This is a genomic window from Asticcacaulis sp. W401b, from assembly GCF_046503825.1.
GTDB lineage: Bacteria > Pseudomonadota > Alphaproteobacteria > Caulobacterales > Caulobacteraceae > Asticcacaulis.
Window position 1 is genome coordinate 571,649 of record NZ_JBKFEE010000001.1, and the last position, 14,187, is coordinate 585,835.

Genomic DNA, 14,187 nt, shown 5'->3' on the forward strand with positions numbered 1-14,187 from the left:
CGCATTGCGCTCTAAACACACGGCGATCCGTTTTCCCCCGTGAGACCATGAGCACCTATTCCAATCTGGCCGCCGAAATCGAAGCCGAAATCCTGACCGCGCAAGACCTTGCTGCGCTCGACGCCGTGCGCGTGTCGGCGCTGGGTAAGACCGGGCGCATTTCCGGCCTTTTGAAAACCCTGGGCGCCCTGCCCCCCGAGGAGCGCAAGGCCACCGGCGCAGCCATCAACGCCGTGCGTGATCAGGTTCAGGCGGCGCTCGATGCGCGCAAGGACGTGCTGGAGGCCGAACACCTCAGCCGCCGCCTGCAATCCGAGCGGATCGACCTGTCGCTGCCCGCCGCGCCCCGCGCCAAGGGTGGCGTCCACCCGACCATGCAGGTCATGGACGAGATGGTGGCGATCTTCGCCGAGATGGGCTTTGAAGTCGCCGAAGGCCCGGACATCGAAGACGACTTCCATAACTTCACCGCGCTGAACTTCCCGGAGAAGCACCCGGCGCGCGAAATGCACGACACCTTCTTCTTCAACCCCGATGAAAATGGCGTGAGGAAGCTCTTGCGCACCCATACCTCGCCGGTGCAGATCCGCTCGATGATCGCGGGTAAGCCGCCGTTCCGCCTGATCGTGCCGGGGCGCGTCTTCCGCTGCGACTCCGATCAGACGCACACGCCGATGTTCCATCAGATCGAAGGCCTCGTCATCGACAAGACCGCGCATATGGGCCACCTGAAATGGGTGTTCGACACCTTCCTGTCGCGCTTTTTCGAGACGGACACGGTCATCACGCAGTTCCGCCCGCACCACTTCCCCTTCACCGAGCCGTCGGCAGAGATGGACGTGCGCTATTCGCGCAACGGGGCGGAAATCCGCATCGGGGATGGCGACCGCTGGATGGAAATTCTGGGCTCCGGCATGGTGCACCCCAATGTGCTGAAGGCCTGCGGCGTCGATCCGGACGAGTATCAGGGCTTCGCCTTCGGCATGGGCGTCGATCGTCTGGCCATGCTCAAATACGGCGTGCCGGACCTGCGCGACATGTTCGCCGCCGATACGCGCTGGCTCGGCCACTATGGCTTTAGTGGGTTCGCCGCGCCGAACCCGGCAAGCGGCCTTTCCTGATTTAGAGCGATGTGCGGAAAAGTGTGAGCGGTTTTCCGCAAAAACATCGCGACACAACAAAATTTAGAGCGAAATGGCGTTTCCACCTAAAGTCATTTCGCTCTAGAGATTTAAGACGAGGGGCCGGAAGGCCCCTCGGCCCCGGAATGTAAGACATGAAATTCTCCCTTAGCTGGCTTAAAGATCACCTCAACACGGACGCCGATATTCAGGCCGTCGCCGCCGCCATGACCGCGGCCGGCCTTGAGGTCGAAGACGTCACCGACCCGGCGGCCAAGCTGACGCCCTTTACGGTGGCCAAGGTCGTTGAGGCCGCCCGCCACCCCAATGCCGACAAGTTGCAGGTGCTTCAGGTCGACACCGTCGATGGCCGCAAGGAAATCGTCTGCGGCGCCCCCAATGCCCGCGCCGGTCTGACCACCGTCTATGCCCCCATCGGGGCCTATGTGCCGGGCCTTGACGTCACCCTGGTCGAAAAGCCGGTGCGCGGCGTCGTGTCGAACGGCATGATGTGTTCGGCGGCCGAGCTTGAGCTGGACGGCGATTCCGACGGCATCATGGAGCTTTCCGACGACCTCGCCGTCGGCACCCCGGTCAGCGCCGTCTTCGCGCTGGAGCCCGTTATCGACTTTGAGGTGACACCCAACCGTCCCGACTGGCTGGGCGTGCACGGCATTGCCCGCGACCTCGCCGCCACGGGTCTGGGGGCCTTCAAAGACGCGCCCATCCCCCCGGTCAAGGGCACCTTCCCCTGCCCGATCACGGTGAAGGTCGATGGCGACGCCTGCCCGCTGTTTTCCGGTCGCGTCATCCGTGGCGTGAGGAACGGCCCGTCGCCCAAATGGCTTGCCGACAAGCTGACCTCGATCGGCCTGAAACCCATTTCGGCGCTGGTCGATATCACCAACTACCTGTCGTTCGACCGCGCCCGCCCGCTGCACGTTTATGATGTGAAAAAGCTGTCGGGCAGCGTGATCGAAGCCGGTCTGCCCGCCGACACGTCTGACTTCGTGGCGCTGGACGGCAAGACCTACGCCGTCACGCCGGACATGACGACGATCAGCGACGCTTCGGGCGTCATCGGTCTGGGCGGCGTGATGGGCGGGGCCTCGACCGGCGTTGATTTCGAGACGGTCGATGTCTTCCTTGAATCGGCCTGGTTCGACCCCATCCGTATCGCTCAGACGGGCCGCACCACCACCATCACCTCGGATGCGCAGTACCGCTTTGCGCGCGGCGTCGATCCGGAATTTGTCGTGCCCGGTCTGGAACTGGCCACTCAGTTGATCCTTGACCTGTGCGGCGGGGAAGCGTCCGAGATCGTCGTGGCGGGCGAGGCCCCGGCGCGCAAGCCCGACGTCGCCTTCGACCCGGCCTATGTGGCGCAACTGACCGGCCTTGACGTGCCGCACGACAAGGTCGAGACGATCCTGACCGCGCTCGGTTTTGGCATCACCAAGACCACGCCGTGGACCGTCAGCGTGCCCTCCTTCCGCCGCGACGTGGATGGCAAGGCCGATCTGGTCGAAGAGGTGGCGCGCATCTATGGCTTCAATCACATCCCGGCGACGCCCCTGCCCGCCGTGGCCCCCAAAAACGGCGGCGTCCTGACCCCGTCGCAGGCCCGCGCCCGCACGGCGCGCCGGGCGCTGGCGGCCTTTGGTTATAGCGAGGCCGTCACCTGGTCCTTCATGCCGCAGGTTTACGCCAAGCTGTTCGGCGGGGGTAGCGACGCACTGGTGCTGGCCAATCCGATTGCCTCGGAACTGAACTGTATGCGCCCGTCCATCCTGCCGAACCTGCTGGAAGCCGCCGGGCGCAATGCGTCCAAGGGCTATCCCGGCGCGCAACTGTTTGAAATCGGGCCGGTCTATTTCGGCCTTGAACCCAATGATCAGAAGACGGTCATTGCCGCGCTGAAGGCCCCGGACAAGGCGCGTCATTGGGCCGCCACCGGTCAGGACGCGCTGTTCGCGCTGAAATCCGATCTGCTGGCCTTGCTGGAAGACCTCAATGTGCCGGTCGCATCGCTACAACTGGTGCAGGGGTCGAACAGCGGCTGGTGGCATCCGGGCCGTTCGGCGCGACTGCAACTGGGGCCTAAGACGGTGCTGGCCGAATTTGGCGAACTGCATCCGTCCGTGCTGAAGGCGATGGACCTTGACGGGGCATATGTGGGCTTTGAAATCCGCCTCGACCTGCTGCCGCAACCGAAAGCAAAATCGGGCAAGTCAAAGGGCGCGCTGAGCCTGTCCAACCTGATGCCGCTGACGCGCGACTTCGCCTTCCTTGTGGCGGCGGGTACGGCGTCTGGCGATCTGGTGCGCGCCATCAAGGGCGCGGACAAGCTCCTGATCAGCGAGGCCCGCGTCTTTGACGTCTATCAGGGTCAGGGCGTGCCGGAAGGTCAGGTGTCTCTGGCGGTTGAGGTGACGCTGCAACCGGCGGACAAAACCCTGACCGAGCCGGAAATCGACGCCGTATCGCAAAAGATCGTCGCCGCCGCCCAAAAGGCCGGAGCCGTGTTGCGCAGCTAAAAATCTCCTCCCTGTGCCGAAGGCATAGGGAGGTGGCAGCGAAGCTGACGGAGGGGGATGACTCTTCCGAGAGACCGGGCAAAACCCTTTGGTGTTGAAACACCTGCGTTACCCCCCTCCGTCTCGTCGCCTGCCGGCGCCGATCCACCTCCCCACGGCAAAGCCGCAGGGTGGAGAGTAGCGTTACGGCCGCAGCACCTGACGGCGGTAGAGATAGGCGGCGATCAGCAGCCCCACACCCGACATGCCCGCCATTACCCAGTAGCCTCGGCTGCCCAGAGCGTCATAGAGCGGCCCGGACGCCAGAGTGGACAGGCCCATCATCACCCCCGTCACCCAGGCAGCATTGAGCGTCTGAGCCAGACTTTCCGAGCCCTTCGGGGCCATGCGGTTGACCAGATCGAGCCCGGCCAGATAGCAGGCGGCAAACGAAAAGGCGTGCAGGGTCTGCAAAGGCCACAGGACGCCGACCGGCGGCACAAACCCCATGATGAACCAGCGCAATACGCTCAGGCCCGCCGCCGCCAGCAACAGGGTCCACGAGCCGAAGCGGTTTCTGAGGCGAAACCCGAACATCAGGAACAGGATTTCCGCCGCAACCCCCGCCCCCCACAGATAGCCGCAGGTCGCCCCATCCAGCCCCTGCCCCTTCCACAGGATGGTCGAAAAGCCGTAATAGAAGGCGTGCGCCCCCTGTACGCAGCCCATCGCCGCCAGCAGCAGCACATAGACCGGATTGCCGAGCAGGGCCCTGACGCGCTGCGCCCCCGTTTCCTGTGGCAGGTAGGCCGGGGCGCGGCCCCCGCCCTCTTCGATGTGACGCGGAGCCGTCGGCAGCAGACGCCACGCCGCCAGCGCGGCCGCAAAACACAGCACCACCACCCAGATGATAATCAGATCGACACCCAGAAGGTTCAGCCCGTAACCGACGGCGATATTGGCCGCGATAAAGGCCGCCGAGCCCACGGCGCGCGGCCCAGTATAGTTGAAGCCTTCGCGCTTCGACATCTGGATGGTCATGACATCGAGCAAGGGGCTGATCGAGGTGATGCAGCTATAACCTATGGCCCACAGAGCGACGAACAGCCAGAAGCGCGCCTCCCCGGCCAGCGGCCACAGCATCAGCCCGCCATAGGCCAGCCCGCCCGCCAGCGCCAGCCGCAGCATGGGCGACCGGAACAGCGGAAATTTTTCGGCCCATACCCCCATGACCGGCCCGGTCACGGCGCGCAGCAGCAGCGGCAGGGCCAAGATCAGCCCGATCTGCGCCCCGCTCATGCCCTTTGAAGCGAACCATAGCGGCATATAGGGCAGGCTGGCCCCCGACCCGATAAAGATCAGGGCGTAGAAAAGGCTCTGCCGCTTTACGGTCGTCAGGGCAAAAAGGCTTGAATCGCTGCGCATAATGGGTCTTTGATCGGCGGCAACCGCCACAGCACGCTGCACAAGTTTCCTTATGACCGATCAAGCCGTCGTCACATTGCCAAAAGGTCTCTATCCGGAGATCGAACCCTACGACACCGGCTATATGCCGACGGAGGGGAAACATCAAATCTATTATGAGCAAAGCGGTAACCCACAAGGGATTCCGGTGGTGGTGGTGCACGGCGGACCGGGCGGCGGGACCAGCCCCAACCTGCGCTGCTACTTCAATCCGAAGGCCTATCGCATCATCCTGTTCGATCAGCGCGGCTGCGGCAAATCGCGACCGCACGCCTCACAGGACCTGTCTCTGGAAGATAATACCACCTGGCATCTGGTCGCCGATATGGAATCGCTGCGGGAACGGCTGGGGGTCAATAAATGGGTGGTGTTCGGCGGCTCATGGGGCTCGACCCTGTCTCTGGCATATGCCCTGACGCATACGCAGCGGGTGTCGGCCCTGATCCTGCGCGGCATCTTTCTGGTGCGGCAGTCGGAACTGGACTGGTTCTATCAGGGCGGCGCGGCCAATATCTATCCCGACCTGTGGGAGCGCTTTGTGGCCCCGATCCCGCAGGCCGAACGCGGCAACCTGCTGGCGGCCTATATCAAACGCCTGAACGGCGAAGACGCGGCTGAGCGCGTGCGTTGCGCGCTGGCGTGGTCGGGCTGGGAAGGCGATACCCTGTCGATCGAGGGCCCGCCCGAGGCCCCGACCAAGTTCACCGATCCCGACTTTGCCGTGGCCTTTGCCCGCATCGAGTCGTGGTATTTCCAGAACCGTGGCTTCTTTGAAAGCGACAACTGGATTTTGGAAAACGTCCACAAACTCAAGAACATCCCGGCCTGGATCGTGCAGGGCCGCTATGATGTGGTCACGCCGATGACCTCGGCCTGGGACCTGCACCGGGCATGGCCGGAGGCGAAGTTCCATCTGGTGAAAAAGGCCGGGCACTCCTCGTCCGATCCCGGTGTGCTGGATGGCCTCGTCGCGGCGGCCGACGAAGCGATAACGGTGGTGGGGTAGAAATTTCACTTAGGATTGCAGCACGTGAGGAAAGTATTCGCCATCCCACTCATCCGGGCGAAACAGTATCTTCCCGTGCTCCAACACCGTGTCATCAGAACGATACGGTATCGCTGACAACATAATATCTGTCGCATCGGCTATGTCTGAATCTTCATAATAATCCAGATGAATGTGATCCGATTGCCGGCTGAGACGCTGTAACTCTTCCAGCATAAGGTCGCGGCCCGCCTCATTCATTAAAATTTCGAAAATACCGTCCACCTGCAGGCAGACCGTCACTCTCGGCTTCGCCATTCGTACCTCTTTACCCCTTCTGCGGGATACGGACCTCAAACGAGGTGCCCGACGGCCCGGTGTCGATCAGCCGGACATCGCCGCCGTGCGTCTGGGCCAGTTCGCGCGCAATGGCCAGCCCCAGCCCCGACCCGCCCGGCGTCAGCGAGGCCGAAAACGGCTGAAACAGCTTATCGCGCACACGCTCAGGGATGCCGGGTCCGTTGTCGGAGAGGACCAGAATCACCTCTTCCGCCGTCTTGACCGCGCTCAGCGTCACGCGCCCCACCGTCTTGCGGTTCGGCTGGTTTTCAATCGCCTGACGCGCATTGCGCATCAGATTGACCAGCAGGCGGTGGACGTGGTCGGGATCGGCCTCAAAGAAAAAGCCCTGTTCGGCCTTGAGCGAAAAGCGCACGCGGTCCGGCGTGCGGGCATTGAGCGCCAGACCGGCGTCTTCGGCGGCGGCCTCGGACAGGTCTTTCAGGCGCAGAATCTGGATGCGCGGCGGGATTTCGTCCGTCTTGCCGTAGTTCAGCACGTTTTGCGCCAGGGTCAGGGCGCGGTCCAGCGCCCGCTCCAGGCGCGGCAAGGCCTTGGTGACATTGGGGTCGCCGGAATAGGCCAGACGCTCAGACGCCATCTGCGCCGCCGTCAGCATGTTTCTGAGGTCGTGGCTGATCTTCGACACCGCCTGCCCCAGCGCCGCCAGTCGCGCGCGGGTGCGCAAGGCGTGGCCGACCTCCTGCTGCATCTTGAACAGTTCTTCCTCAATCTGCCCGATCTCATCGTGGCGACCGGACAGTTGCGGCACGGCGGCGCTGTCTTCCGGGTTTTCCTTAAACCGCGCGATCGAGCGCGTCAGTTGCCGCACCGGCCGCACCACAAAGAAGGACAGGGCGGCAAAGATCAGGGCACCGGCGACCAGCGAAATCAGCAGCGACAGGCGCAGGATCGAGCCCAGTTGTTCGCGCAGTTCCTGTTTCAGAGGCTCCGCCGGCACGACGATTTCGATAATATCGGTGCCCTTGCGCACCTTGGGTACGGCCTCGGTGCGGATCAGGCGGTCTTCGCGCCCGGACAGGGTCTTCCACGGCCCCCACAGATAGGTCAGGTCGTCGCTGAGGCCGCGCGTCTGATGGCGGATGTCGATGACATCGGGTTCGACCGTGCTGCGCGGATCACGCAGCACAAACTGCACCCCGCCGCTTTGCAGGGCGAGGTAGGAGGCCCCGACGCTGTTGAGCAACTGACTCGACAATTCGCGCGACACCGCCCCTTCGGCCGAGGCATCGAGCGCCAGAGAGGCGATTTCGGCCTGACGCACACGGTCGATCAGCCAGCGTTCCTGATAGGCGGCCAGCGTCGGCACCATGATGATCACCACCATCACCGCCACGAACACCGCCGTCAAAGCCAGCAAATGCCCGGATAGGCCGCTGAAAAACGAGCGGAAATCTTTCCAGCCGCGTTTGAGGTGCGGCTTGAGCGCCTTCCAGCGCTTGGCCAGAAAGGCTTGCAGGCTCTGATCACGCCATTTGCGCGGGCGCGGGCTGGCCGCCGCCCCGTCCTCGCTCTCACGCGCCAATCCCCCGGCGATGCGGAACCGTCGCCCCGGTGTCAGGTCGCGGTGCGGGCCGGTTTCGGCTAAGGTTTCGCTCAGATCGCTCGACATTGCGCTCGGATAAGGTGGCGTAGAGACACATATTAACACAAATCCGTGAAGGGTCAGTGTAAAATCACCCGGCGCGCGCTCACCGTGTCATAAAGATTTTGCGGCCTCGGTGCGAATCCCGGCGCATAGCCATTGACAAGCCCGCGCGCACGGTTTAGTGACGCCGCCTCTTCTTTCAACGATGGCTCGCACACACTGGGTTATCGTGTCCAAACCCCGGAGCTACAACCGTGAAACGCACTTACCAGCCGAGCCGTCTCGTCCGCAAGCGCCGCCACGGCTTCCGCGCGCGCATGGCCACCAAGAATGGTCAAAAAGTCGTCGCCCGTCGCCGTGCCAAGGGCCGCAAGCGCCTGACTGCCTAACCCGCAGTTCGGACCACCGACACACGAGAAGGCCCTTGAAGCGATTCGAGGGCCTTTTTCGTTTGTGCAGCGAAGCTGAGATGCGGTGGTGGGGGTCTTGCTTCGATCGCGCGTGCTGAACCTTGCCTACGGCGTCTTGCGCATATCGAACCATCCCCCGGATCGTTCGATAGCTCACCCCACCACCACATCTCACCTGCCTCACGGCAGGCTCGTGCGGTCCCCCTCCCCGCCAAAGGCAGGGAGGTATAAGAAAGCAAAATGACCTTTCCCGTTCTGAAAAACCGCAGCGATTTTCTGGCCGCCAACAAGGCGGCCTATCAGGCGCGCCCGACTGTGGTCATTCAGGCGCGCTTTCGCAATGACGGGGACGACACCATCCGCATTGGCTTTACCGCCACCAAAAAAACCGGCGGTTCGGTGGAACGCAACCGCGCCAAGCGCCGGATGCGCGAAGCGGCCCGCGCCCTTTTGCCCGACCTTGGCCTTCCCGGCCACGACTATGTCTTCATCGCCCGCGACGCAACCAAGTCCTGCCCGTGGCAAGGTTTGCTTGACGATGTCAAACGCGCCCTGATAAGGCTGTCGCCCAAAGTTTAACCCCTCTTCAGAGTCTCTCATGAAGCGCGACGACAATCGCAATATGTTCATCTTCCTCGCCCTCTCCATGGCGATCCTGTTCGGCTATCAGTTTTTTGTGGCCGGACCCCAGATGGAGAAGGAACGCGCCGCGGCTATGGCGCAGAAGAAGATCGAGGCCGCCAAGGCCCCCGTCGCGACGCCGGGGTCGCTGTTTGTCGAAGGCAAGCTGCCGCGCGATCAGGCCGTGGCCGCCACGCCGCGCGTCGCCATCGACTCGCCGGCGCTGAAGGGGTCTCTGTCTCTGGCCGGGGCGCGCATCGACGACCTGTTCCTCAAGCAATATAAAGAGACGCTGAAGGCCGACTCCCCCAATGTCGAGCTGTTCCGCCCGCAAGGGGCCGAACACGCCTACTACGCCGAATCGGGCTGGGTCGGGGCCAATGTGCCCGGTCTGCCGTCCGGCAATAGCGTATGGACGGTGCTTTCGGGCAGCGTCCTGTCGCCGGGCAAGGACGTGGTGCTGAGCTATGATGCCGGCACGGGTCTGCGTTTTGAACGCCGCCTGAGCCTTGATGACAAGTACATGATCACCGTCACCGATACCGTGGTCAACACCACGGGGGCGGCGGTGACGCTGGCCCCCTATGCCAATGTCGTGCGCCAGGGCGCGCCGGAGACGCTGGGCAAGAATATGATCCTGCACGAAGGCGGCATCGGCGCCTTCTCCAAGGACGCCACGGGCAAGGGTTACACCACGCCGGAATTCAAGTTCCACAACTGGGAAAAGGACGAGAAGAAGGCCAATTTCAAGGCTGACTCGACCGGCGGCTGGATGGGCCTGACCGACAAATACTGGCTGGCCGCCGTCATCCCGGATCAAAAGGCCAAAATTCACGCCTCGATGAAGGCGACGGACCAGACGACCGCCAACGAAAAAGACTTCAACTTCCTCTATCAGGCGGGCTATGTCGCCGACGCTGTGACGGTGCAACCGGGCAAGCCGGTCAGCGTCACCTACCACATCTTTGCCGGTGCCAAGCAGGCCTCGCTTCTGGCCGCCTATCAGGACAAGCTGAAGCTGCCTGCCTTCGATAAGGCCATCGACTGGGGCATGTTCTGGTTCTTCACCCGCCCTATGTTCTTCGTGCTGGACTTCCTGTTCAAATATGTCGGCAATTTCGGTCTGGCCATTCTGGGTCTCACCGTTCTGGTCAAGCTCATCTTCTTCCCGCTGGCGCATAAATCCTATGAGTCGATGACCAAGATGAAGATGCTTCAGCCCCAGGTCGAGGAGCTGAAGAAGAAGCACGAAGGCAATCCGCAGCAGATGCAGATTGAAATGATGGGCCTTTACCAGAAGGAAAAGGTCAATCCGATGTCGGGCTGTCTGCCCATCTTCGTGCAGATGCCGGTCTTCTATGCCCTGTATAAGGTGCTGTTCGTCACTATCGAAATGCGCCACGCGCCCTTCTTTGGCTGGATTCAGGACCTGTCGGATAAAGACCCGACGACGATGTTCAACCTGTTCGGCCTGCTGCCCTACGATCCGGCCACCCTGCCGGTCATTGGCGGGCTGATGGCCACCTCGCTGCACATCGGTATTCTGCCGCTGCTCTACGGTGCGTCCATGTGGCTGTCGCAAAGCATGAACCCGCCGATGCCGGACCCCATGCAGCGCAAGATCTTCGCCTTCATGCCGGTGATCTTCACCTTCATCATGGCGCCGTTTGCGTCGGGTCTGTTGATCTACTGGATCTGGAACAACGTCCTGACCGTGGCGCAACAATATATGCTGATGCGTCAGATGGGCGTCGAAAACCCGATCGACACCCTGCTGGGCAAGGTGGCCAAAACCAAGCCGAAGTCCGAAGCGGCGCACGTCATTGAGGTGGCCGAGGAAGCCATCCACGAAGGCGAAGTGACGCAAGGCACCCCGGCCCGCAAGCGCAAGCCGGCGGCCACGGGCAGCTCGGCGGGCGGCACCAAGCGCACCCGCGGGACCAAGAAGGACTAAGGCGATCCTTTCTACCGCCTTTGGGCGGAGAGCTGGTCCTTTCTTATGCCTCCCCAGCTTGCTGGGGAGGGGACCGCACGAGATTGCCGAAGGCAAGCGAGATGTGGTGGTGGGGGTTCTTCAATCTCCACCCTTTCGTTATTTGTAAGTCCGCAAGACACCCCACCACCACGCCCTATCGGGCGCGGCTCTCCTCCCCAACGTGTTGGGAGGTTTAAGTATTTAAAGGCACGTCCATGACCGACGAAACGCAAAATAACGCTGAGACGCCCGCCGCTGAGACGCCTGACGAGGTGCTCTATTCCGCCGAAACGCTCGAAGCCGCCCGCGTGCTGTTTGCGCGCCCGGCTACCTTCATGATGGGCGCGGCCAAGATCGAACAACTGCCCGCCGCCGACCTGCCCGAAGTGACCTTTGCCGGCCGCTCCAATGTCGGCAAGTCGAGCCTGATCAATGCGCTGGTCGGGCAGAACCACCTGGCGCGTGCCTCCAACGAGCCGGGCCGCACGCGCGAAGTCAATTTCTTCGTGCTGGATGAAAAGCTGCGGCTGGTCGATCTGCCTGGCTATGGCTGGGCCAAGGCCTCGAGGGCCGAGGTGAAGAAGTTCCAGAATCTGGGCCGCGACTATCTGCGTGGTCGCCCGAACCTCAAACGCGCCTATCTGCTGATCGACGCGCGCCACGGGCTGAAGGCGGTCGATAATGAGCCGATGGACGCGCTCGACGTCGCCGCCGTCTCCTATCAAATCGTTCTGACCAAGGCCGACAAGATCAAGCCGCATGAACTGAAGGCCGTCATCGAGAAGACGCAGGCGCAGATCAAAAAGCGCCCGGCGGCGCACCCGGTGGTGCTGGCGACCTCATCGGAAAAAGGCCACGGCATCCCCGAACTGCGCGCCGAGATCATGACGACCTGCGCGGTCGCGCCTTAACGATCTTTAACCCCACCGTCGTTTTCGCTTGCGCTCACCCGACACCTCCCCTGAAATCAGGGGAGGAGCTTTTTAATGCACACGCCCTTTGACGGTTCGCAGCCTCTGTTTCGTATCGGTCTGGCCCCGCTGGGGGACGCGGCGTGGCTGGAGCGTGATGAGCGCCTGCCCCTCTATCTGGCGGAAAAAGAACGCCTCTTGAGCCAGGACCGCGACGCTGTGTTCGGTGCGCAACCGGGCTCTGAGGCCGCGCAAGCCGAAGCCCTGCGTCTGATCGAAACCACGCTCAACGCCCCCGCCCCGCCGTCTGACGCGCCGCTGATCGCGGCGGCGCGGCTGGTGGCCGAAGACCTAGCCATCTTGCAAAGATCGCCCGAAGGCTGGCGGCTGACGGCGGGCTGCATCTGCTTCCCCTCCTCGTGGTCGCTGCCGGAAAAGCTGGGCAAGCCCCTGCATCAGGTGCATGGCCCGGTGCCCGATTTTCAGACCGGGACGCGCAACGCCACGATCATCGAGCGCATTTTCGATAACCTGCGTACCGATGAGCCGGTCATCCGCTGGAACTGGTCGTTGTACGGCACGGACACGCTGCACCATCCCCACCTGTCCCCGCCGCAGCGCTTCGGCAGCGGCGACCGCGCTGAAATCGTCCATGTGCGCGTTGAGCGCCAGACCCTACGCAAGCTGCCGCAGACGGGCGCGATGCTGTTCACCATCGGCATCCACCTGACGCCGCTGGAGGCCATTGAGGCCCACCCGGAACGCGAACGCCTCACCCAAGGCCTGATCCATCAGATCGAAGCCCTCGATGAGGCGCAAAGCGATTATAAGGGCCTGTCGGCCGAACGTGAGCGCCTGCTGAGCAGGCTGCGGCGTTAGAGGTCTTCCTTGAGGATGGCCATTTCGAACAGGTAAGAGCCTTCCTCGTCCTCATCGACATAGACGACGCCGACAAAGTCTTCGCCGATATAGACCTCGGCGGAATCCTTCTGCTTGCGGGCGCGGACCTCAAGGCCCTTGGTGCCGAAGGTCTGGGTCAGGTAGGCTTGCACCTTGGTGATTTCTGCAGGCGTCATGTGTTGTATCTCTTGAATGGCTGGTCCCTGAACGATGCGATCAAAGCACGATTTCACCGGGGCCGGGATAAATTGTGTGTGTCTGTGTAGACGCGAACGGCGCCAGAGGCAAACGCCAAGGCGCAAGCGTCAACATGGAAATGGCTGTGAAAGGTTTTGCCACGAAAAACACAAAAAGCACGAACACCTCTGCCTCGCGGAACCATGAAATTCGAGACCGATCAGGCGCTATCAGGGCCCTTCGGGCCGCATAGCCTCTCAAAGCTCGCAGATTCCGTGCTTTTGGCTGCGCCGATTTCGTGCTTTTCGTGTTCTTCGTGGCTAAAAATCAGATCACGTAATCGTAAATGACGTCCGAAAGCGTCTGATCCATCGACTTAGCCGGGTCGGGGCAGGTCTGGCAGTTGACCAGCCGCGCCGGAACGCCGGCCGCTGTGCAGTGCGCAGGGACAGGCTTCAGGACCACCGAACCGGCGGCGATCTTGGCAAACTCACCGATCTCGATATTGCCGAGCACCTTGGCGCCGGCCCCCAGCAGCACGCCGCGGCCGATCTTGGGGTGACGATCGCCCTGTTCAGAGCCCGTCCCGCCCAGCGTCACGCCGTGCAGCATCGACACCTCATCGCCGACCACCGCCGTTTCGCCGATGACGATGCCGGTGCCGTGGTCCATCAGCACACCCTTGCCGACCTTGGCCGCCGGGTGAATGTCGATCTGGAACAGCTCAGACACGCGGCTTTGCAGCAGGTGCGCCATGGTAAAGCGCCCGTCCTGCCACAGGCGGTGCGCGATGCGATAAACCTGAAGGCTCAGGAAGCCTTTGAAGAACATGAAGGTTTGCAGATAGCCCTTGGCCGCCGGGTCGCGCTCATAGACGGCTTGAAGATCGGCCTCCGCCGCCTCGACCAGGGTGCGGTCGGCCTTGAGATAGCGCTGCACCATCTCACGCACGGTCATGCCACGCAGGGTGTCGTCGGCCAGCTTGCGCGCCATGTGATAGGACAGGGCCGAAGCCAGATCGTCGTGCGACAGGATGGTCGAATGCAGGAGCGAGGCCAGACCCGGCTCCGACGCCACCACGTCAGAGGCTTCCTGACGCAAGGTCAGCCAGATCGGCTTGTCCTGCGGTGTAATCACCTCAAACGGTTGCGCCATCTTT

General features: G+C 62.6%; 13 protein-coding genes. 8 read left to right on the top strand and 5 right to left on the bottom strand.

The features are described from left to right. The first annotated feature begins 47 nt into the window (after positions 1-47). Positions 48-1,121, top strand: coding sequence for a phenylalanine--tRNA ligase subunit alpha (pheS, locus tag ACK8OE_RS02725; RefSeq protein WP_410271267.1), 1,074 nt, complete (start codon positions 48-50; stop codon positions 1,119-1,121). A 155-nt stretch (positions 1,122-1,276) separates the two neighbouring features. Next, positions 1,277-3,658 carry a phenylalanine--tRNA ligase subunit beta gene (gene pheT / locus ACK8OE_RS02730; RefSeq protein WP_410271268.1) on the top strand — a complete coding sequence of 794 codons (2,382 nt, stop codon included), beginning with the start codon at positions 1,277-1,279 and terminating at the stop codon, positions 3,656-3,658. 183 nt (positions 3,659-3,841) lie between these two features. Here the strand turns inward: pheT and ACK8OE_RS02735 are convergent, their stop codons facing one another. Next, positions 3,842-5,062, bottom strand: coding sequence for an MFS transporter (locus ACK8OE_RS02735; RefSeq protein WP_410271269.1), 1,221 nt, complete (start codon positions 5,060-5,062; stop codon positions 3,842-3,844). A 52-nt stretch (positions 5,063-5,114) separates the two neighbouring features. Here ACK8OE_RS02735 and pip point away from each other — a divergent pair, with 52 nt between their 5' ends. Beyond that, on the top strand, positions 5,115-6,107 hold the full coding sequence (pip, locus tag ACK8OE_RS02740; protein WP_343684235.1) for a prolyl aminopeptidase: 993 nt from the start codon (positions 5,115-5,117) through the stop codon (positions 6,105-6,107). A 9-nt stretch (positions 6,108-6,116) separates the two neighbouring features. Here pip and ACK8OE_RS02745 read toward each other — a convergent pair whose 3' ends face one another. Both ACK8OE_RS02745 and ACK8OE_RS02750 read right to left on the bottom strand, forming a co-directional pair. After that, positions 6,117-6,404, bottom strand: coding sequence for a hypothetical protein (locus tag ACK8OE_RS02745; RefSeq protein ID WP_410271270.1), 288 nt, complete (start codon positions 6,402-6,404; stop codon positions 6,117-6,119). Positions 6,405-6,414: 10 nt separating this feature from the next. Continuing rightward, a complete protein-coding gene (locus ACK8OE_RS02750; RefSeq protein WP_410271271.1) occupies positions 6,415-8,058 on the bottom strand; it encodes a sensor histidine kinase in 1,644 nt (547 codons plus the stop codon). Positions 8,059-8,288: 230 nt separating this feature from the next. Here ACK8OE_RS02750 and rpmH point away from each other — a divergent pair, with 230 nt between their 5' ends. From rpmH to ACK8OE_RS02775, 5 genes are all read left to right on the top strand, one after another. After that, entirely contained in the window at positions 8,289-8,423 is a 135-nt protein-coding gene (rpmH, locus tag ACK8OE_RS02755; protein ID WP_013479320.1) for a 50S ribosomal protein L34, read from the top strand. A 261-nt stretch (positions 8,424-8,684) separates the two neighbouring features. Next, entirely contained in the window at positions 8,685-9,023 is a 339-nt protein-coding gene (gene rnpA / locus ACK8OE_RS02760; protein ID WP_410271272.1) for a ribonuclease P protein component, read from the top strand. A 19-nt stretch (positions 9,024-9,042) separates the two neighbouring features. Next, a complete protein-coding gene (yidC, locus tag ACK8OE_RS02765; protein WP_410271273.1) occupies positions 9,043-11,019 on the top strand; it encodes a membrane protein insertase YidC in 1,977 nt (658 codons plus the stop codon). Between the two features lie 236 nt (positions 11,020-11,255). Next, the gene (gene yihA, locus ACK8OE_RS02770; protein ID WP_410271274.1) at positions 11,256-11,951 is read left to right on the top strand and encodes a ribosome biogenesis GTP-binding protein YihA/YsxC; all 696 of its coding nucleotides are present in this window, start codon (positions 11,256-11,258) and stop codon (positions 11,949-11,951) included. Between the two features lie 75 nt (positions 11,952-12,026). Next, positions 12,027-12,830, top strand: coding sequence for a heme-dependent oxidative N-demethylase family protein (locus tag ACK8OE_RS02775; RefSeq protein ID WP_410271275.1), 804 nt, complete (start codon positions 12,027-12,029; stop codon positions 12,828-12,830). Here ACK8OE_RS02775 and ACK8OE_RS02780 read toward each other — a convergent pair. Beyond that, positions 12,827-13,027, bottom strand: a complete 201-nt coding sequence (locus ACK8OE_RS02780; protein WP_272741450.1) for a DUF3126 family protein — start codon at positions 13,025-13,027, stop codon at positions 12,827-12,829. The two genes, ACK8OE_RS02775 and ACK8OE_RS02780, sit on opposite strands and share 4 nt — an antisense overlap. Before the next feature lie 328 nt (positions 13,028-13,355). Then, complete coding sequence (cysE, locus tag ACK8OE_RS02785) at positions 13,356-14,183, bottom strand: serine O-acetyltransferase (RefSeq protein WP_290798951.1); 828 nt, start codon at positions 14,181-14,183, stop codon at positions 13,356-13,358. Between the last annotated feature and the right edge of the window lie 4 nt (positions 14,184-14,187).

Bases quoted from the DNA above. Each gene is read 5' to 3' on its own strand.
- pheS (WP_410271267.1), top strand. From the start codon at position 48: ATGAGCACCTATTCCAATCTGGCCGCCGAAATCGAAGCCGAAATCCTG.
- pheT (WP_410271268.1), top strand. From the start codon at position 1,277: ATGAAATTCTCCCTTAGCTGGCTTAAAGATCACCTCAACACGGACGCC.
- ACK8OE_RS02735 (WP_410271269.1), bottom strand. From the start codon at position 5,062: ATGCGCAGCGATTCAAGCCTTTTTGCCCTGACGACCGTAAAGCGGCAG.
- pip (WP_343684235.1), top strand. From the start codon at position 5,115: ATGACCGATCAAGCCGTCGTCACATTGCCAAAAGGTCTCTATCCGGAG.
- ACK8OE_RS02745 (WP_410271270.1), bottom strand. From the start codon at position 6,404: ATGGCGAAGCCGAGAGTGACGGTCTGCCTGCAGGTGGACGGTATTTTC.
- ACK8OE_RS02750 (WP_410271271.1), bottom strand. From the start codon at position 8,058: ATGTCGAGCGATCTGAGCGAAACCTTAGCCGAAACCGGCCCGCACCGC.
- rnpA (WP_410271272.1), top strand. From the start codon at position 8,685: ATGACCTTTCCCGTTCTGAAAAACCGCAGCGATTTTCTGGCCGCCAAC.
- yidC (WP_410271273.1), top strand. From the start codon at position 9,043: ATGAAGCGCGACGACAATCGCAATATGTTCATCTTCCTCGCCCTCTCC.
- yihA (WP_410271274.1), top strand. From the start codon at position 11,256: ATGACCGACGAAACGCAAAATAACGCTGAGACGCCCGCCGCTGAGACG.
- ACK8OE_RS02775 (WP_410271275.1), top strand. From the start codon at position 12,027: ATGCACACGCCCTTTGACGGTTCGCAGCCTCTGTTTCGTATCGGTCTG.
- ACK8OE_RS02780 (WP_272741450.1), bottom strand. From the start codon at position 13,027: ATGACGCCTGCAGAAATCACCAAGGTGCAAGCCTACCTGACCCAGACC.
- cysE (WP_290798951.1), bottom strand. From the start codon at position 14,183: ATGGCGCAACCGTTTGAGGTGATTACACCGCAGGACAAGCCGATCTGG.